Origin of the sequence: Mycobacterium sp. 3-98 (assembly GCF_035918355.1) — a bacterium.
GTDB lineage: Bacteria > Actinomycetota > Actinomycetes > Mycobacteriales > Mycobacteriaceae > Mycobacterium > Mycobacterium intracellulare.
Genome location: NZ_CP142360.1, coordinates 617,693 through 635,393, shown reverse-complemented (window position 1 = coordinate 635,393; position 17,701 = coordinate 617,693). Strand labels below are relative to the sequence as shown.

Sequence of the window (17,701 nt, the reverse complement as noted above, 5' to 3'; positions counted from 1 at the left end):
TCTTCCTTAGTTGCGGCGCTCACTGGGTGCCTTCTGCATACCAGGTACGGAATCGGTCGTACTTGGGCATCTCCTCGGAGTTGGCCTTCGGGTCGATGCACACGTGCACCACACCGACTTTGCCGCTGGCGTAGGCGCGTGCGATGGCCGGCCCGATCTCGGATTCCTTCTCGACGAACTCGCCATGGCACCCGAAGCCCTCCGCGATCTTGTCCATCCGGACGTCCTTGCTCCAGTGCACGCCCGGCTGCGGTGACGGCTGGGCGAACGTGCGCTTGTAGACGCCGACCTCCAGGCCCCACTGGTGGTCGACGCCCACCACGCACACCAGCGGAAGGTTCTGCCGCGCAGCCGTTTCCAGTTCCGCGATGTGGAAGAGGAAGGCCGAGTCGCTGGTCAGCAGCATGACGGGGCGCTTGCCGCCCTCGGCGACGGAAGCCCCGACCGCGTAGGGCAGGCCGGTGCCGAGGTGGCCGAAGTTCTGGTTCCAGATGACATCGCGCGGTTTGGCCTGCGAGTAGGTCCACTGAAAGATGACGGTCGCGCCGCCATCGCGGACCATGATGGCGTCGTCGAGTTCGTTGAACGCCTTGGTGGCCTCGACGACATAGCGCGCCGGGTGGATCGGCGAACGACCCGACGGCGCGGTCTCGGCGAGCTGTGCGAGCTCCTCGGCGTCGGCCTTGACCAACTTCTCGAGGCTGGGCGACGGGGTGCGCGGGGTGTCCCGGAGCGCCTCGACCAGCTGCGGCACGACGCCGCGCAGATCGCCGACCAGCGGCACGTCGAACTGTCGATTGACGCCGATGGCGGCCGGGTCCTGCTCGACGTACACCCATTTGCGATTCGCGTCGTTGCCCGCCCAATGCTGGGTCCGGCCGTAGTGCATGGGCTCACCGAGTTCGGTTCCCAGCGCGACGCACAGGTCGGATTGCTCGACCGCCTCGTTGGCGGCCGGGGAGAACAGGTAGGGGAAGGTCCGCTCCTGCAGGCCCGGGATGTACGAAGTACCCCCGGAGGTCTGGATGACCGGGCAGGCCATCAGGTCGGCGAGCTCCTTCACCGCGGGGCCGGTGCGCGACGTGTGCACGCCGTGGCCCACCAACAGGATCGGGCTCTTCGCTTCGCGAATCAGCTTGGCGGCCTTGGCGATCTCCGGGGCGCCCGCCCCCTGGTTAACGAGGCGATACCGATGCGGCGGCAGCGGATCGGCCACGTCGAGCTCTTCGAGGATGACGTGCGACGGGTATTCGACGTAGGCCGGGCCGGGAGTGCTGGACATGGCCCGGCGGATGGCCTCATGGATGATCTCGTCGGTCTGGTCGGCGTACTCGATGGACGCGCTGTACTTGACGGACGGGGCGAAAAGGGGCTCCTGGCGGACGAATTGGATGCGCCCGCGCCGCACCCGGCGCTCGGTGATGCGGGCGCGCTGGCCGCCGAGGAAGATCACCGGCGAGTTCTCCACGAGCGCGCACTGGATCGCTCCGGCCATGTTCGCCATGCCCGGGCCGAGCGTCCCGATGCACAGCCCGGGCTTGCCGGTCATCCGTGACGCCGCCTCGGCCATGAAACCCGCGCTCAACTCGTGATGCGGCGCGACCACCGACCACCCGCGCGCGTCGGCCTCGGCGAACATGTGCACGAAGTTCGGGTCCGGGATCCCGAACAGGGTGTTCACCCCTTCGGCCTCGAACAGGTCGAGAATGCGCTTGTACACCGGCACGGTCATTGTTGAAGTTCCTCTCCCTGGCGAGCAGACGCAAAATCGTGCTCTGGCGGTGTGTTTCGTGCGAGTCCGGAACCGCTCGCGCCGATTTCGGCGAGCACGTCCTCGGTATGGGCGCCGAGTTCGGGCGCCGGCCCCGCGACGCGGCCCGGTGTCTGGGAGAACCAGGTGGGCACGCCGGGGAAGCGCACCGGCCCATGCGGGGTGTCCACGGTCTCGAACATGCCGACGGCCTTGAGATGCGGATCGTCGAACAGAGCGCCGGGCGTGTTCAACGGCGCGGCCGGGATCTCGAGTTCGCGCAGCAGCTCCAACCACTCCGCGGTGGATCGCTCTTTCATGGTCTCTGCCACCAGCCCGTAGATGGTGTCGATTTCGCGGGCGCGCTGTTCCAGCGTCGCGTACAGCTCGCTGGCCCACGGCGGCCGCACGGCGTTCATGAACGCGTTCCAGTGCTTGTCGTTGTAGATCAGTGCGGCGATGTGGCCGTCGCTGGTGCGGTACGGACGGCGGTTGGGCGCCACGGTGCGCGGATACACCGCGGGCCCCAGCGGGGGATCGAACAGGGCGCCGTTGGCATGCTCGACGAGCATGAACGACGCCATGGTTTCGAACATGGCGACCTCGACCTCTTGGCCCTGCCCGGTGCGCTCGCGGTGGAACAACGCCATCGTCGTTGCGTACAGCGCTGTCAGCCCGGCGATCTTGTCGGCCATGATGGTGCCGACGTAGTCGGCCTCGCCGGTCAACTGCTGCTGCACCGCCGGCAGGCCGCATTCGGCCTGGATCGTGTCGTCGTAGGCCGGGCGGTCCCGATCGGGTCCGCGTCGCCCGTACCCGTAGCAATTGGTGTAGACGACTTTGGGATTGATCGCGGCGACGTCGTCGTAGCCGAAGCCGAGCTTGGCGATCGCCTTGGCGCGCATCGAGTGGATGAACACGTCGGCGGTCTCGACCAAAGCGCGTAGCGCCCGCTTTCCGGCATCGGTCTGCAGGTCGAGCACGACGCTGCGCTTGCCGCGGTTGACGTTGACGAACACCCCGCTCATGCCCGGCGCCGGGCCGACCGAGATGTAGCGGGTGTTATCGCCTTGGGGCGGTTCGACTTTGATCACATCGGCGCCCATGTCGGCCATGATCTGGGTGCAGTAGGGCCCCATCACCATCGCGGTGAGATCGATCACGCGCACACCGGCCATCGGGCCCGCGGGGCTAGCCATTGAGCGCTCCTTGATCGGGCGAGCCATGGAGTTCGCTTGACCTCTGCGCCAGCTCGAAGCTGTAGCGGATGTGCTCGTCATGGCCATCCGGGACGACCGGGAAGATCAGCGGCGCCTCCGCGTAGCGGATCGCGTCCAGATGGCTGCCGACGTCCTCGATCGTCCACGACGACCGGCACACGCCGGGGCTCTCCGCGACGACCGCCCGGGCCACGCGGCCCGCCAGCGCGATGTATATTTCCCCGGTCACCGAGCAGGATTCGTGCGCGAGCCAACCCACCACGGGCGCAACGAGTTCCGGTCCCATCGGCGGGTAGGCGGAGGTGTCGATGCCGTCCGCCATGCGCGTCACCGCCGCCGGCACGATCACGTTGCAGCGGACGCCCTCGGCGGCGCCCTCGAGCGCGGCGACATTGGACAACCCGATGACGCCCGCCTTGGCGGCCGCGTAGTTGGCCACGTCGCGGTTTCCGTACAGGCCGCCGATCGACGACGTCAGCACGATGCGGCCGTAGCCCGCCCCGCACATGAGCGGGAACGCCGGGCGCACGACGTTGAACGCGCCGCGCAGGTGCACATCGAGCACGGCGTCGAAGTCCCCGTAGCTCATCTCCTTCAGCGAGCCGCGGCGGACGTTGCCGGCGTTGTGCACCAGGATGTCGACGCGGCCATAGTGCTCGAGCGCGGTCGCGATGATCGCGTCGCCGCCCGCTGCGGTCGCGACCGAAGCGCTGCACGCGACGGCCTGCCCGCCGGCCGCGGTGATCTCGGCGACGACCCGCTCCGCCGGACCGGCGTCGACCCCTTCGCCGTCGAGGCCGCCGCCGACGTCGTTGACGACCACCTTCGCCCCACGCGCGGCCAGCAGCTGCGCGTAGGCGCGACCCAACCCGCGGCCGCCCCCGGTCACCACGGCGACGCGGCCGTCGAATCGTAGTTGCTCTGCAGGGGTTTCGCTCAAGTGCCGAGCACCAACCCGTCCAAGTCGCCCTTGTCACGCCACACGCGCAGCAAGTCCTCGAACGCGTAAAAGCCGGGGCCGTACGGTTCGCCCAGGTGTGACCGGATGCCCTCTCCCCCGCCGCCGCCTTCGTTGTTGTAGTAGCCGGGTGTGCACTGGGCGTCGAACGCCGAGTTGTCGACGGCGGTTTCCCGGATCGTCGCGCACCACTGCTCCTGGGCCGCCGCGCTGGGCTCCACGGTGGTCGCGCCCCGCTTCAACGCCTCGGCGATGATGTAGGCGATGTGCTCGCCCTGCAGCTCGTAGTTGGCGGCGATGTTGGCGGAGATGCCGACCTGGGTAAAACCGGTATAGAACTGGTTCGGGAAGCCGCGGCTGGTCATCCCGTGCAGCGTCTTGTAGCCGTCGCGCCAGTGGTCGAACAGCGACAGCCCGTCGCGGCCCTCGATCGTCTCCATGGAATAGCGGCGGCTGATCTCGGTGGTGATCTCGAAGCCGCTGGCATAGATGATGCAGTCGACCTCGTACTCGACGCCGCCCGCCACCAGCCCCTTTTCGGTGATCCGTTCAACCCCTTTGGAATCGGAGACGTCGACGAGGGTGACGTTGGGCCGGTTGAACATCGGCAGGTACTCGTCGTTGGACAGTGGCCGCTTGCACAGGAACCGGTAGTAGGGCTTGAGTGCCTCGGCGGTCTGCGCGTCCTCGACGATCACGTCGATGCGGCGGCGCAGCCGCTCCATCAGCTTGTAATCCTCTTCCTCGCGGATCGCCATGAACTGCTCGGGCGTCAGCGACGCGGGGTCGTCCAGCGCGAGCACCCGGGCCGCGGTGTTGCGCCCGAGTTCGGTCCAGAAGTCGCACACCAGGTCCGGCTGACCCAGCGCCATGCCCTCGAAGGTCCAGGAGTGGAAGTTGCGTTGCCGTTCCCGCTGCCAGCCCGGCCGCAACGATTTCACCCACTCCGGGTCGGTCGGCGCGTTGTTGCGTTCGTCGACGGTCGAAGGGGTGCGCTGAAAGACGTAGAGGTGCTGGGCGTCTCGGGCCAGGAACGGGACGATCTGGATCGCGGTGGCGCCGGTGCCGATGACGGCGACCCTCTTGTCGGCGAGCTTGTGCAGGTTGCCGCCGCTGTCCCCGCCGGTGTAGTCGTAGTCCCACCGCGACGAGTGGAACGCGTGGCCCTTGAAGTCCTTGATCCCAGGAATGCCGGGCAGTTTGGGCCGGTGGAAGGGGCCCGACGCCAGCACCACGAACCGGGCGCGGATGTCGTCGCCGCGGTTGGTGCCGATTCGCCAGCGCCTGATCTCCTCGTCCCAACGCAGGTCGCGCACCTGGGTGGAGAAGATCGCCGAATCGTAGAGGCCGAAATGCTTGCCGATGTTGCGACAGTGCTGGTAAATCTCGGCGCCGTCGGCGAACTTCTTCGACGGCATGAAATCGAGCTCTTCGAGAAGCGGGATGTAGCAGTAGGATTCGTTGTCGCACTGGATGCCCGGGTACCGGTTCCAGTACCAGACACCGCCGAAGTCGCCGCCGAGTTCGATCACGCGTACGTCGTCGACGCCCGCCTTCTTCAGGTGCGCTGCCGACAGCAATCCACCGAAGCCGCCACCGAGGACCGCGACGTCGATGTCCTCCGAAATCGGGTGGCGTGGCGCGGCCGGGGTGTAGGGATCGACCTCGTAGTACCCGGCGAAGTCGTCCTCCAGTTCGATGTACTGCTTGGAACCTTCCTTGCGCAGCCGCTTTTCGCGTTCCAGCCGGTACTTCTCGCGCAGCGCGGCGATGTCGACGTCGTCGGGCGTCTGGGTGGGCCCGCAGCTGTCCTGGTGCATGGTCATGCCGATGGTGACTCCTTGCGTGACAGTTCCTGGGGCTCACCGGTACCCATGTATCTCGACAATTGGTAGTGCAGGTTGACGGTGCTGCGTTCGCGGTACGGGTTGGGCTTGGTGCCGGCGAAGCCGAGTGACTTCATCCCCTGCTGCACGGCCGCCATGTTGGAGAAGTCCTGCGGTAGGACCGACCGCCAACGGGGATCCCCGACCGGGGTGTACTCCCACTCGGTCTGGGGCTCTTGGCCTTTCGGGTACAGCTCGAACACCGACACCTCGAAGATGCACTTGTCGGGGTTGTAGCTGGGGTGCGGTCGCGCGCCGTAACACAGCGCGCTGGTCAGGCCCTGTCCGATCTGGAAGTTCGGAAAGATCTGCCACGCGGTGCCGGCCTGCCCGAGGATGTCGGCGGGGATCGTCGGCCAAACGACGCCACGGGCCTCGTCGTCGCGGCGCGCCGATGCCAGCCAGTGCTCGAGGACCTTGTCGGCCGGCGTCCCCTCGGGCAACTCGTCGACGAGTCGCTTGGCCGCGTTCACCAGCGTCTGGGTGGTGGTGGCGTTGGTCTCCTCCATCGTGTACACCTGCATCTCCGCGGTGGACACCCGCGGGTCGGCGCCGATGCCGAGGCGGATCTTGGACTTGGTGGCCTCCATGTCCTCTGGGGCGTCGTAGCCGATGTTGCTGTGTCTGCCTTGGGCTTTCGCCCACCCCTTGAACTCGCCGAACTTGTTGAACTCGGGGTGCGTGGTGTAGACGTGGTAGGTCTCGTTGAACGCTTCCAGCGCGACCTTCCAGTTGCAGTCAAATTCAAGCCATTTGCGCCACTTGTAGCGCATGTTCTCACACCCGAACGGGTCGAGGATCTTCGCGGCGGGGAACAGGTAATCGGCCAGCGGCTCGCAGTCGGGGTCCATGTTGATCCACAACCAGCCGCCCCAGGTGTCGACCCGAACCGGTCGAAGGTGGGTGTTGTCCGGGGTGAGCGCTCCCTGCCAGTCCTGTTGCTCGCGGATGTGCGTGCACGCCCCGTCCAAGCCATAGGTCCAACCGTGAAAGCCGCAGACGAACGACTTTCGGGTGCGGGCACAGGCGTTCTTGGCGCCCTCGGGGGTGTCGATCAGCCGGCGGCCGCGGTGCATGCACACGTTGTGGTGCGCGTGAAATTCGTTGTGGCCGGTGCGCACCACGATGATCGAGTCGTCGAGGATGTCGTAGGTCAAATAGCTGCCCACCTCGGGTAGTTCCTCGACGCGGCCGACCTGCTGCCAGACCCGCCGCCACAGCCTGTCGCGCTCGGCGCGGGCGTAGTCCTCGGAGATGTATGCCTCGACGCCGATCGTCATCGGGGACGAGAGTTCCTCGGCCCCAGCGGAATTCGTGCCCTTGGCGAGATCGGTCATCACATCCTCCTAATGGCCGCGCGGAAGGATTCGTCACGCAAGAAGAGCGACGTGTTGTCGGCGCCGAGATGGCTCCATTTGAGGTCCAGGCCGCCGTCGACCAACAGCGTCTGGCCGGTGATATAGCTCGACATCTCCGAGAGCAGAAACAGGATGGCGCCGGCCTGCTCCTCGGGCCGGCCCCGCCGTCCCATGGCGATCGCCTGCCGATCCCGTTCGGGGTCCTCGTCGACGTAGGTGCGCGAGGCCGCCGTCTCGGTGACGCCGGGCGCGACGGCGTTGACCCGGATTCCGGCCTGCGCCAACTCGAGGGCCATCGTGCGGGTCATCGCGGTGATCGCGGCCTTGGCGGTCCCGTAGGCGATGTGAAACGGCGCGGTGTTCATGCCGCTGATCGACGAGATCGACACGATGGACCCCGGCAGTCTTTGCGCGACGAGCTCGGCCGCCACGGCCTGGCTCATGAAGAACGCCGTCTCGAGGTTGTCGGCGAAGATCTTGCGCCAGTCGCCGCGGGTCACGCGCGTCGACGGCATCCACGTCGACGGCTCGGCGCCGCCGGCGACATTGACCAGCCCGTACAAGCTTCCGTCGGCGCGGCGCGCGTGGTCGATCACCGCGGCGATGCCCTCGTCGGTGGACGCGTCGGCCGCGACGGGCACCACGGCCAGGCCGTGGGCGGCCAGCGGGGCGATGTGCTCGTCGAGGTTTTCCTTCGATCGGCTCACCGCGATCACGGTGGCCCCGGCCCGGGCGGTCACGGCTGTGACGGTGGTGCCGATGCCGCCTCCGCCGGCGCCGGAGACCACCACGACGCGACCATCAAGCCTGAGGTGCCCGAATTGATCGTCCATGACCTGCTTTCGGCCGCCGACGGCGCCGTCCCGCGCCGGCCGCGACATTCGCTACCAGTTTGTCCGGACAAAATATGGCGTTCTGTCCTTGGGAGAACACTATTCCGACCGGCGGACTTCGCTGTCAAGATCGAGCCCGGACACCATAGTGGCTATTGTCTGGACTACGAGGAATTGATAACGTCCAGCCCAACCGGCTGACGGAAGGACCTCGGCGAGCATGTCCATTTCAAGGGCCCTCTCAACGCAGCCCACGCGGTACGCAGTCCCGGACGCGATCGACGTCGCTCCGGGCTGGGAACTCGACCGGTTGACCGCGCCGAGCCGGCTGTTCGGGGCCAACGGGCTGCGCACCGGCCCGGACGGCCGCATCTACATCGCGCAGGTGACCGGCAGTCAGATCAGCGCGCTGGACCACCGCACCGGGGAACTGGTGACCACCAGTCCCAAGGGCGGCGACATCGTGGCACCCGACGACGTCGCGTTCGATCCCCGCGGCAACCTGTACGCGACCGAGGTGATGGACGGCCGGGTCAGCGTGCGCGAGACCAGCGGCCGGACGCGGGTGCTGCGCGACGACGTCCCGTCGGCCAACGGCATCACGTTCCATGACCGCCGGTTGTTCATCGGTGAATGCCGGGAGGGCGGGCGGCTGCTGGAATTCGACCTGTCGGGCGGCCCGCCACGGGTGCTCTTGGAGAACGTGCCCTCACCGAACGCGATGGAGGTCGGTCCCGACGGCCTGCTGTACTTCCCGGTGATGGGCGCCAACGAAATCTGGCGCGTCGACCCCGACGGCGGCGAGCCACACTGTGTCGCAAAAGATCTCGGCGTCCCCGACTCGGTGAAGTTCGACGCCCGGGGCTACCTCGTCTCCACCCAGGTGGCCAGCGGGCAGGTGCTGCGCATCGATCCCCGCAGCGGCGAACGTCGCCTGCTCGCCCAGCTGAATCCGGGGCTGGACAACTGCACCTTCGTCGGCGACCGGCTGTTCGTCTCCAACTTCAGTGGCGAGATCACCGAGATATCGCCCGACGGCGCAACGACATCGGTGTTGCCGGGCGGACTCAACTGGCCGCTGGACCTGGCCGTGGGCCAGGACGGGCAGCTCTACATCGCCGACGGCACGTACTTCTATGTCGTCCTGCCCGACGGGTCCCTGCAGACCGCGGGAATGTTGTTCAGCCCCGGCTATCCCGGGTTCCTGCGCGGCCTCGCCGCCGGCGGGCCCGGCGAGTTCGTCGTCACGACCTCGGGCGGCCAGGTCGCCCGTTACCGGCCCGAAGCCGGCGAAACCGAGGTGCTGGCCGACGGTTTCGACCAGCTCTACGGTGTCGCGGTGACCCCAGGCGGTGTGGTGGTTGCGGAGTTGGGGACCGGGCGGGTGTTGTCGCTGCGGTCCGGAGGTGTCGACGTGCTGGCGACCGATCTGCGCGAGCCGGTCGGGGTCGCGATCGACGCCGACGGGGCCCCGCTGGTGGCGGAGGCGGGCGCGGGCCGGGTAGTCCGGCCGGCCGGGTCGCGGGCCGACACCGTCGTGGCCGATCTGCAACGGCCGCAGGGCATTCTGGTCCGCGACGGTGTGCTCTACGTGGTCGATGCCGGCGCCAAGGAACTGATCGCCTTCGACCTCGCCGGCCACGGACGCCGGACGATCGCGTCCGGGCTGCCGGTCGGTCCCCCGCCGGGCGTGACTCCCAAGCCACTGCGCGGCATGCCGCCGTTTTCGGGGCCACAGGGTCCGTTCGCCGGCATCACGGCCGCGGCCGATGGGACGCTGTACATCTCGGCCGACGGCGAGGGCAGCGTGCTCGCCCTGCGCCCCACGGGCCACTGATGTCCCAGGCCATCGCGGGCGACCACCGCTACCTGCAGATCGCCCGCACGCTGCGCAAGGAGATCGTCGACGGGGTCTACCCGGTGGGGTCGCAGCTGCCGACCGAGCACCAACTGTGTGAGCGCTTCGCGGTGAGCCGCTACACCGTTCGCGAAGCGTTGCGCCGGCTCCGCGAGGACAACCTGGTCGCCTCCCGGCCGCGGGCGGGCACCCGGGTGGTACCCCGCCCGGCGTCGAGTTCCTATGCCCAGGACGCGATGTCGATCGACGACCTGCTCGCGTTCGCCGCCGGCGCGCAGCTGACCATCGAATCCAACGCGATGGTGACGATCGACGACGACCTCGCCGCCCGGACCGGACTCGAGCCCGGCACCCAGTGGCTCTCGGTGCGTGGCTACCGGCAGGCCGACGGCGCGTCGGTGCCGATGTGCCGGACGGAGTACTACATCAGCCGCAGTTTCGCCGCGGTGGGCAGGCTGCTGCAACGCCATGCCGGCCCGATCTTCCCGTTGATCGAGGATCTTTTCGGCGTGAGCGTCGCCCAGTTGCACCAGGAGATCGCGGCCGTCCTGCTCTCCCCGGAACTGGCCGACGGCCTCGGCGTGGACGCGGGAACGGCCGCACTGCAGATGCGGCGCACCTACACGACCTCCGACGGCGAGGTGGCCCAGGTGACGATCAACACCCACCTGTCGTCGAGGTTTCGGTATGCGATGACCATGCGTCGCGTCACCGGTCAGGCCGGCTGAGTTGCTCGCCCGGGCCCGCCACGACGCGGCGCATGCGTCAGAGGCCTACCGGCGCGGACTGTGGGTGCACACCACGCTCGCCGATTCCCTGCGCGCGGCCGCGCAGACGTCGCCGCACCGAACGGTGTTGGTGGACAAGGATGTTCGGCTGGACTGCGCCACACTGCACGCGCAGGCCGGCGCGCTGGCCGCGGCGATGCTGGCGCGCATGCCCACCGGCAGCGTCGTGTCCTTCATGCTGCCGAACTGGCATGAGTCCGCCGTCATCTATCTGGCCGCGACGCTGGCCGGCATGGTGGTGAACCCGATCCTTCCGTCGCTGCGCGACCGCGACCTGCGCTTCATTCTCGAAGACGCCGGCACCGCAATGCTATTCGCCCCGCACCGATTCGGCGGCCACGACTACGGGGCGATGCTCGAACGGGTGACGGCCGCGATGGACACCGCGCCCGAGGTCGTGGTGCTGCGCGAAACCGGGCACGCCGGTCCGCACACCCCCTATCCGGACCTGCTCGACCATGCGCCGGACCCCGCGACGCTTCCGGCGCTCGATCCCGACGCCGCGCGGATGATCCTGTACACCTCGGGGACCGCCAGCCGCCCGAAAGGTGTCCTGCACACTCACAATTCGCTGCATGCCCTGATCCGCCAGCTCCGCGAGCACTGGAGCATCGAGCCCGGCGACACGTTCCTGGTCCCGTCGCCGGTCGCCCATATCGGCGGCTCGATCTATGCCTTCGAATGCCCGCTGCTGCTGGGCACCACCGCGGTGCTGATGGACCGGTGGGATCCGGCGCAGGCGGTCGCGCTGATGAACGCCGAACGGTGCACCCACATGGCGGGGGCCACGCCGTTTCTGCAGCAGCTGCTGTCCGCCGCCGAAGGCCGCGGCACCCGCCTGCCCGACCTGAAGGTGTTCATCTGCGGCGGCGCGTCGGTATCGCCGTCGCTGATCCGGCGCGCCGCAGACTATTTCGCCCGCGCGGTGGTCACCCGGGTGTACGGCTGCACCGAGGTGCCCGTCGCGACCGTCGGCGCGCCCCGGCCCGACGAAGCCGACAGCGCCGCGGATACCGACGGCAGGGCCGGCATCGCCGAGATCAAGCTCGTCCCCCACGATGCCGCACCCGCCGGTGACGGCGAAATCTACCTGCGCGGGCCGCAGATGCTGCTGGGCTACCGCCATCCCCAAGACGATTCCTTCGATGCCGATGGGTTTTTCCGCACCGGGGATCTCGGGCGCTGGGTCTCGACCGGTTCCGGAGACCGGTACCTCGTCGTGACGGGACGGGCCAAGGACGTCATCATCCGCAGCGGCGAGAACATCTCGGCCAAGGAGGTCGAGGACCTGCTCGCCGACCATCCCGGCGTCGCCGAGATCGCTGTGGTCGGGCTGCCCGACGAGCGCACCGGGGAGCGGGCCTGCGCGGTGATCGTCCCCGCGGGCGCGCAGCGCCCGGACGTCGCGAGTTTGCTTGCGCTGCTGGTGAGCAAGGGCGTCGCCAAATTCAAGGCGCCAGAACAAGTCGTGATCTGGGATGCCCTGCCGAAGAACGACGCGGGCAAGGTGCTCAAGCATCGGATCCGGGCGGCGCTCACGCGGGTGGAGACTAAGGATGGGTGAGATGCAGGTCGCAATCGTCACGGGCGCAAGCAGCGGCATCGGCCTGGGCTGCGCCACCAAACTCGCCGAGATGGGCATGGCGGTCCTGGGCACGGGCCGCGACCAGGACCGGCTGGCCGAACTGCACACGGCCATCGGCGATCCGGATCGCGTTGCCACACTTGCCGTCGATCTGACCGACGACGACGCGCCGCGACGCATCGTGGACCTCGCCGTGCAGCGATGGGGCCACATCGACTTCCTGATCAACAACGCCGGAGTCGGCAGCCCCAAGCCGCTGCACGAAACCGACGACGAAACCCTGGACTACTTCCTGGGTTTGATGCTACGGGCACCGTTTCGGCTCGCGCGTGACGTGCTGCCCCACATGGGACCCGGCTCGGCGATCATCAACGTGACATCGACGTTCGCGGTCGTCGGCGGCCTGCGGGGCGGGGCCTACTCCGCGGCCAAGGGCGGGCTGACCGCGCTGACCACCCACATCGCCTGCCAGTACGGCGCGTCCGGCATCCGTTGCAACGCCGTCGCGCCTGGCGTCACGGTCACACCGATGGTCGAGAAGCGCTTGCAGGACGAGCGATTCCGCAAGATCAACACCGAGATGACGCCGCACCCGCGGTTGGGCCGCGTCGACGACATCGCTAGCACGGTCGCGTTCTTGTGCTCGCCGGGCGGAAGTTTCATCAACGGCCAGACGATCGTGGTCGACGGCGGATGGAGTTCGACGAAGTATCTGTCGGAGTTCGCCTTGTCCTCGCGGTGGACGGAGCGGTGAACCTGTTCGCGATGCTCGAGCAGGCCGCGAGCCGGCACCCCCACCGCGGCGCGATGTATCACGGCACCCGGCGCCTGTACACCTGGATCGAGCTGCGCGACAGGGCCTTACGCCTGGCCGCGTCGATCCGAAAACAGCACGCCGCCGGCGCCCGCCTCGCGATCGCGACCCACAACCGTCCCGAGATCATCGAGTTGATGTTCGCGATCTGGGCCGCCGAGTGCGTCGTCGTCCCCATCAACTACAAGCTGCATCCGCGCGAGATGGCCGAGATCCTCGACGACGCGGGCGCGGCGCGGGTGTTCGCCTCCACGGCGATTGCCGGCGAACTGGCGCCGATCACCACGACACCGATGGAAACCTTTGAGTCGCAGGACTACTCGCGGCGGGTCACCGTCGCCCCGTCGGCGAAGCCGCGCACCGATCCGTCGGCGCTCGCCTGGCTGTTCTACACCAGCGGGACCACCGGCCGATCGAAGGGCGCGATGCTGTCGCACCGCAACCTGACCGCGATGACCGTGGCCCACCTCGCCGACATCGACGACCCGGACGAACGGTGCAGCCTCCTGCACGCGGCGCCCATGTCGCACGGCTCGGGGCTCTACGTCCTGCCGTACGTGCTGCGCGCCGCCCGCCAGGTGGTGCCCGCCTCGGGCGCATTCGACCCCGACGAGTTCCTCGATCTGTGCGAGCATCACCCCGCCGGCAGCGCGTTTCTCGCCCCGACGATGGTGCAGCGCCTGGTGGGCACGGGCCGCGCCCGCCCGGCCAACCTGAAGTCGATCGTCTACGGCGGCGGCCCGATGTATGTCGAAAGCCTGCGCAAGGCGATTGCGGCGTTCGGCCCGATCTTCGCCCAGATCTACGGGCAGGGCGAGTCACCGATGACCATCACCGGGCTGCGCCGCGCCGACCACGAATCCGGCGACGACGCAATCCTGGGATCGGTCGGCTATGCGCGGTCCGGGATGGACGTCGCGGTGCTGCGCGCCGGCGGCGACCCGGCGCCCGTCGACGAGATCGGCGAGATCGTCTGCCGCGGCGACGCGGTCATGTCCGGCTACTGGCGCAACCCCGATGCCACCCGCGCCACGCTCAAAGAGGGCTGGCTGTACACCGGCGACATGGGCTCGTTCGACGCGCGCGGTTTCCTCACGCTGCGCGATCGGTCGAAGGACGTCGTCATCAGCGGCGGCAGCAACATCTACCCGCGCGAGGTCGAGGAGGTCCTGCTCGAGCACCCCGCGGTCGCGGAGGCGTGCGTGGTCGGCGCCCCCGACGCCGAGTGGGGCGAGGTGGTGGTCGCATTCGTCGTCGGCACAGGCGATCCCGTCGACGCCGCGGCGCTCGACGCGCACCTGCTGACGCGCATCGCCCGGTTCAAACGTCCCAAGCGCTACGAATTCGTCGACGAGCTACCAAAAAACAGCTACGGCAAGGTGCTCAAGCGGGAACTGCGGGCCCGCCTGGCGCCGCTGCGGGAATGCCATGAGACATCAGGGAGGTCGCAATGAAGTGTCGCGCCGCTGTGATCCGCGGGGTCGGCCAGGACTGGGAGATCCGCGAGATCGAGCTGGATCCGCCCCGCGGCGGTGAAGTCCTGGTGCGCATGGCCGTTGCCGGGATCTGCCACTCCGACGATCATCTGTTCACCGGCGATGTGGTGCCGACCCCCGAGGCGCTGGCCGCGAGCGGCCAGCCGGCGCCGGACTGGTTCCCGCTGCTCGGCGGTCACGAGGGAGCCGGCGTCGTTGAAGAAATCGGGCCCGGCGTGACCTCGGTGCGTCCGGGAGACCACGTGGCGCTCTCCTTCATCCCCGCGTGCGGCAGCTGCCGGTTCTGTGTCAACGGCCAGAGCTACATCTGCGACATCGGTGCGAGCCTGTTCGTGCGGGAGATGCCCACCGACGGCACCTGCCGGCGCCACCTCGGTGACGAAAACCTGTTGGCCTACGGGCAACTCGGCACGTTCGCCGAATACGCGGTGCTATCGGAACGCTCCGTCATCAAGATCGACGACGCGATCCCGTTCCATGCCGCCTCGCTGGTGTCGTGCGGGGTGAGCACCGGCTGGGGGTCCGCGACGATCTCGGCGGGCACCGAACCCGGCGACACCGTCGTCGTCATCGGCGCGGGCGGCGTCGGGATGAACGCCCTGCAGGGCGCGCGCGCCGTGGGCGCCAAATACGTCGTCGCGGTGGATCCTGTTGAGTCCAAGCGCGATTCGGCCAAGGTCTTCGGCGCCACGCACACCGCCGCCTCCGCCGAGGACGCGATACCTCTGGTCAGGGAGATCACCGCCGGCCTGATGGCCGACCGCGTCGTCGTCTGCCCCGGCGTGGTGCGCGTGGACCTGCTTCCGTTGGCGATGGCGCTGCTTCGCAAAGGCGGGATCTGCGTGCTCACCGGCATCACCCCGTTCACCGAACCCCCGGTCCCGTTGGTCCTGCAGGAGATGACGCTGTCGGCCAAACAGCTCAGGGGCGCGCTCTACGGCGGCATGAATCCGCGCACCAGCGTGCCGATGCTGCTGTCGTTGTATCAGGCGGGCGCGGTGAAACTCGACGAGTTGGTCACCCGCCACTACCGGCTCGACCAGATCAACGAGGCGTTCGTGGATCTGCGCGAGGGCCGCAACATTCGCGGCGTCATCGATTTCGCGGGTGCGTGACTTCGAAGTGCCTGCGGATGCCGGCCAGCATCTCGGCGTGCGCCTTGACCGCCTCGCGGACGGTCACCCCGGCCAGGAGCCGCGGCGCGGAGATCCGGATGCGCTCGGTGACCCGGGTGCCGCCGTCGTCAGGCACGAAACTCACCGTGCCGCGTAACCGCACCCCGGGTGATTGGTCGGCCTCCGTCAGCACGTCGCCGTCGGCCGGCACGCGCAGCCGGGCGTGATAGACGGTACGGATGGTCAGCGGCCCCAAGGGGATTCGATCGACCACCCGATAGCTCTGCTGGTAGCCCTCCGGGGTTTCGGCGCGGGACAACGTTTCCACGGACACGATCAGCGGGTGCACGAGCCTGATGTTGTCCAGGTCCACGTAGAAGCCGCGCACCGCATCGGGCGGCGCGGGCACGCGCTCGGACAGCGTCCGGTCGGCGTGCACGAAAAGCAGCGACCGGGCCCGCGCATGTAACGCCACGGCGACATTCTGCCGGTTTTTCCGCCGCAGCGTTACGCTCGGCGCAATGCCAGGAGCGCAGGAGCGGAGGCGTGATGGGCGACGCGGCGGAAGGTCAAGCGGTCGAGCGTTACCTGCAATGCCTGACCGATCACGACTGGGACGGACTGGCCGGCACCCTCGCCGAGGACGGCCTGACCCGGGAGGGTCCGTTCTGCGATGTCGTCGAGGGCAAGGCGCACTACGTCGCCTACCTGCGCAAGGTATGCACCGCTCTGCAGGGCCACCGGTTGCAGGTGCGGCGGATCTCGCACGTCGACGCCCGAACCTCCTACGCCGAGCTGTCCGAGACGTTCGAGATCGATGGCGTCGCGACCACGTGGCCCGAATGCATCCTCTTCGAGCGGGACGACGACGGATTGATCGTTCACGTCAGCGTGTTCTTCAAGCAGCGCCAGGCCGGCGCCGCCACGTAGCGGTCTATTCCCTCGCTTGCGGAATTGACCTAACGTGTCATGGATGGAGGCAGATGGAACTCCGGAGTCGGTGCCGGTCGAGAAATTGCACTCGGGCGACCCGATCACCGATTGTGGTCAGCGGTACATAGTTCTCGAATCGAAGGCGCTCAGCGACTGCGTGGTCCTCGAGCTCGAATCCCGGGTGGATCACCAACTGCAGGTCATCGAGAAATCGTTCCCCACCGGCTACCAGGTCGGCAGGGCGAACCACCGAATTTTATAGCCGACGAATTCTCGGCGGAACAAATGCGCGAGTAGCCGTTCGACGGCTACCGCGCATTCGTGTTTTCGGGCCGCGCCAAACAGCCTGTGCCACTTAGCTCTTCGGTGGCCGGATGTCGTTGGGGTTGTTCGGGTCGGGGTCACCGAACCAGCGTGAGGGCTCGTGCTCGCCGTACGCGTCGTGCCAGTCCCACCACTCGTAGGGAGCGGTCTGCGGATAGCCCTCCGGCGAATCCTCCCAGGTTTCCTGGCGTCCGAGCGCGGTCATGTCCAGGAAGCTCCAGGTGGTCCCCAGCGCCTCGTCGCCGCGGTTGTTGATGAAGTAGGTGCGAAACACCCGATCGCCGTCACGGATGAAGGCGTTGGTGCCGTGCCATTCGTCCACGCCGAAATCCGCGTCGAAGCCGTCGGTGATCGTGTACCAGGGCATCTTCCAGTCCATCCGCTCCTTCAGGCGCGCGATGTCGGCCTGCGGCGCGCGTGAGGCGAACACCAGCGTGGTGTCGCGGGCGTTCAGGTGGGCCAGGTTGCCGACGTGGTCGGCCATCATCGAGCAGCCCCGGCAACCGCGCTCGGGCCAGCCGTCGATGTCGGGCCCGTAGAACGCGCGGTAGACGATGAGTTGGCGCCTGCCGCCGAACAGGCCCGCCAGGTTGACCGTGCCCTCGGGTCCCTCGAACCGGTAGTCGGAGTCCACCTCCGTCCAGGGCATCCGGCGCCGCCGGGCCGCGAGCGCGTCACGGGCCCGGGTGAGCTTCTTCTCCTCTTCCAGCAGCTCTCGATGCGCGCTCGCCCACTCCTGGGCCGTCACGATCGGGGGTGTGTTCATCGTTGTGCGCCTTTCGA

The 17,701-nt window shown here is 68.1% G+C and carries 16 protein-coding genes; 8 read left to right on the top strand and 8 right to left on the bottom strand.

What is annotated here, in order from left to right; translation table 11 throughout:
* Positions 1 to 19: 19 nt before the first annotated feature.
* From QGN30_RS03145 to QGN30_RS03120, 6 genes are read right to left on the bottom strand one after another with little or no spacing between them, the layout of a single operon-like run.
* Positions 20 to 1,732: a thiamine pyrophosphate-binding protein gene (locus tag QGN30_RS03145; RefSeq protein WP_014386087.1), complete on the bottom strand. Its 1,713-nt coding sequence runs from the start codon at positions 1,730 to 1,732 to the stop codon at positions 20 to 22.
* Entirely contained in the window at positions 1,729 to 2,928 is a 1,200-nt protein-coding gene (locus QGN30_RS03140; protein WP_038538184.1) for a CaiB/BaiF CoA transferase family protein, read from the bottom strand. The genes QGN30_RS03145 and QGN30_RS03140 overlap by 4 nt, the downstream gene beginning before the upstream one ends.
* Positions 2,929 to 2,941: 13 nt before the next feature.
* On the bottom strand, positions 2,942 to 3,910 hold the full coding sequence (locus QGN30_RS03135; protein ID WP_014381505.1) for an SDR family NAD(P)-dependent oxidoreductase: 969 nt from the start codon (positions 3,908 to 3,910) through the stop codon (positions 2,942 to 2,944).
* Entirely contained in the window at positions 3,907 to 5,754 is a 1,848-nt protein-coding gene (locus QGN30_RS03130; RefSeq protein WP_248923286.1) for a flavin-containing monooxygenase, read from the bottom strand. The genes QGN30_RS03135 and QGN30_RS03130 overlap by 4 nt, the downstream gene beginning before the upstream one ends.
* Positions 5,751 to 7,151 (bottom strand): aromatic ring-hydroxylating oxygenase subunit alpha, encoded by a 1,401-nt coding sequence (locus QGN30_RS03125; protein WP_026071112.1) that lies wholly within the window; start codon positions 7,149 to 7,151, stop codon positions 5,751 to 5,753. Before QGN30_RS03125 ends, QGN30_RS03130 begins: the two co-directional genes overlap by 4 nt.
* The gene (locus tag QGN30_RS03120) at positions 7,151 to 8,005 is read right to left on the bottom strand and encodes an SDR family NAD(P)-dependent oxidoreductase (protein ID WP_036459965.1); all 855 of its coding nucleotides are present in this window, start codon (positions 8,003 to 8,005) and stop codon (positions 7,151 to 7,153) included. The genes QGN30_RS03125 and QGN30_RS03120 overlap by 1 nt, the downstream gene beginning before the upstream one ends.
* Positions 8,006 to 8,225: 220 nt before the next feature.
* On the opposite strand from QGN30_RS03120, the gene QGN30_RS03115 reads away from it, so the two are divergent.
* Genes QGN30_RS03115 through QGN30_RS03090 form a run of 6 tightly spaced genes read left to right on the top strand, consistent with a single transcriptional unit; the run spans position 8,226 to position 15,661 of the window.
* Positions 8,226 to 9,842, top strand: coding sequence for an SMP-30/gluconolactonase/LRE family protein (locus tag QGN30_RS03115; RefSeq protein WP_041785322.1), 1,617 nt, complete (start codon positions 8,226 to 8,228; stop codon positions 9,840 to 9,842).
* Positions 9,842 to 10,591: a GntR family transcriptional regulator gene (locus tag QGN30_RS03110; RefSeq protein WP_008262192.1), complete on the top strand. Its 750-nt coding sequence runs from the start codon at positions 9,842 to 9,844 to the stop codon at positions 10,589 to 10,591. Before QGN30_RS03115 ends, QGN30_RS03110 begins: the two co-directional genes overlap by 1 nt.
* A gap of 1 nt (position 10,592) precedes the next feature.
* A complete protein-coding gene (locus tag QGN30_RS03105) occupies positions 10,593 to 12,215 on the top strand; it encodes an AMP-binding protein (protein ID WP_202284553.1) in 1,623 nt (540 codons plus the stop codon).
* Positions 12,208 to 12,990, top strand: a complete 783-nt coding sequence (locus QGN30_RS03100) for an SDR family NAD(P)-dependent oxidoreductase (RefSeq protein ID WP_009957131.1) — start codon at positions 12,208 to 12,210, stop codon at positions 12,988 to 12,990. Before QGN30_RS03105 ends, QGN30_RS03100 begins: the two co-directional genes overlap by 8 nt.
* On the top strand, positions 12,975 to 14,504 hold the full coding sequence (locus QGN30_RS03095) for an acyl-CoA synthetase (RefSeq protein ID WP_248923287.1): 1,530 nt from the start codon (positions 12,975 to 12,977) through the stop codon (positions 14,502 to 14,504). Before QGN30_RS03100 ends, QGN30_RS03095 begins: the two co-directional genes overlap by 16 nt.
* 14 nt (positions 14,505 to 14,518) lie before the next feature.
* On the top strand, positions 14,519 to 15,661 hold the full coding sequence (locus QGN30_RS03090; RefSeq protein WP_014381512.1) for an NDMA-dependent alcohol dehydrogenase: 1,143 nt from the start codon (positions 14,519 to 14,521) through the stop codon (positions 15,659 to 15,661).
* On the opposite strand, the gene QGN30_RS03085 is transcribed toward QGN30_RS03090, so the two are convergent.
* Positions 15,639 to 16,136, bottom strand: coding sequence for an SRPBCC family protein (locus tag QGN30_RS03085; protein WP_225346245.1), 498 nt, complete (start codon positions 16,134 to 16,136; stop codon positions 15,639 to 15,641). The genes QGN30_RS03090 and QGN30_RS03085 overlap by 23 nt on opposite strands.
* Positions 16,137 to 16,210: 74 nt before the next feature.
* Between QGN30_RS03085 and QGN30_RS03080 the strand changes: the two genes are divergently transcribed.
* Together QGN30_RS03080 and QGN30_RS03075 are read left to right on the top strand one after the other, a co-directional pair.
* Entirely contained in the window at positions 16,211 to 16,591 is a 381-nt protein-coding gene (locus tag QGN30_RS03080) for a nuclear transport factor 2 family protein (protein ID WP_009957136.1), read from the top strand.
* Positions 16,592 to 16,634: 43 nt separating this feature from the next.
* Positions 16,635 to 16,856, top strand: a complete 222-nt coding sequence (locus tag QGN30_RS03075) for a hypothetical protein (RefSeq protein ID WP_009957137.1) — start codon at positions 16,635 to 16,637, stop codon at positions 16,854 to 16,856.
* 93 nt (positions 16,857 to 16,949) lie between these two features.
* On the opposite strand, the gene QGN30_RS03070 is transcribed toward QGN30_RS03075, so the two are convergent.
* Complete coding sequence (locus QGN30_RS03070) at positions 16,950 to 17,684, bottom strand: DUF899 domain-containing protein (RefSeq protein WP_014383504.1); 735 nt, start codon at positions 17,682 to 17,684, stop codon at positions 16,950 to 16,952.
* Positions 17,685 to 17,701 lie beyond the last annotated feature (17 nt).

Coding starts and splice junctions, on each gene's coding strand:
- QGN30_RS03145 (WP_014386087.1), bottom strand. CDS start 1,732: ATGACCGTGCCGGTGTACAAGCGCATTCTCGACCTGTTCGAGGCCGAA.
- QGN30_RS03140 (WP_038538184.1), bottom strand. CDS start 2,928: ATGGCCGGTGTGCGCGTGATCGATCTCACCGCGATGGTGATGGGGCCC.
- QGN30_RS03130 (WP_248923286.1), bottom strand. CDS start 5,754: ATGACCATGCACCAGGACAGCTGCGGGCCCACCCAGACGCCCGACGAC.
- QGN30_RS03125 (WP_026071112.1), bottom strand. CDS start 7,151: ATGACCGATCTCGCCAAGGGCACGAATTCCGCTGGGGCCGAGGAACTC.
- QGN30_RS03120 (WP_036459965.1), bottom strand. CDS start 8,005: ATGGACGATCAATTCGGGCACCTCAGGCTTGATGGTCGCGTCGTGGTG.
- QGN30_RS03115 (WP_041785322.1), top strand. CDS start 8,226: ATGTCCATTTCAAGGGCCCTCTCAACGCAGCCCACGCGGTACGCAGTC.
- QGN30_RS03110 (WP_008262192.1), top strand. CDS start 9,842: ATGTCCCAGGCCATCGCGGGCGACCACCGCTACCTGCAGATCGCCCGC.
- QGN30_RS03100 (WP_009957131.1), top strand. CDS start 12,208: ATGGGTGAGATGCAGGTCGCAATCGTCACGGGCGCAAGCAGCGGCATC.
- QGN30_RS03080 (WP_009957136.1), top strand. CDS start 16,211: ATGGGCGACGCGGCGGAAGGTCAAGCGGTCGAGCGTTACCTGCAATGC.
- QGN30_RS03075 (WP_009957137.1), top strand. CDS start 16,635: ATGGAGGCAGATGGAACTCCGGAGTCGGTGCCGGTCGAGAAATTGCAC.
- QGN30_RS03070 (WP_014383504.1), bottom strand. CDS start 17,684: ATGAACACACCCCCGATCGTGACGGCCCAGGAGTGGGCGAGCGCGCAT.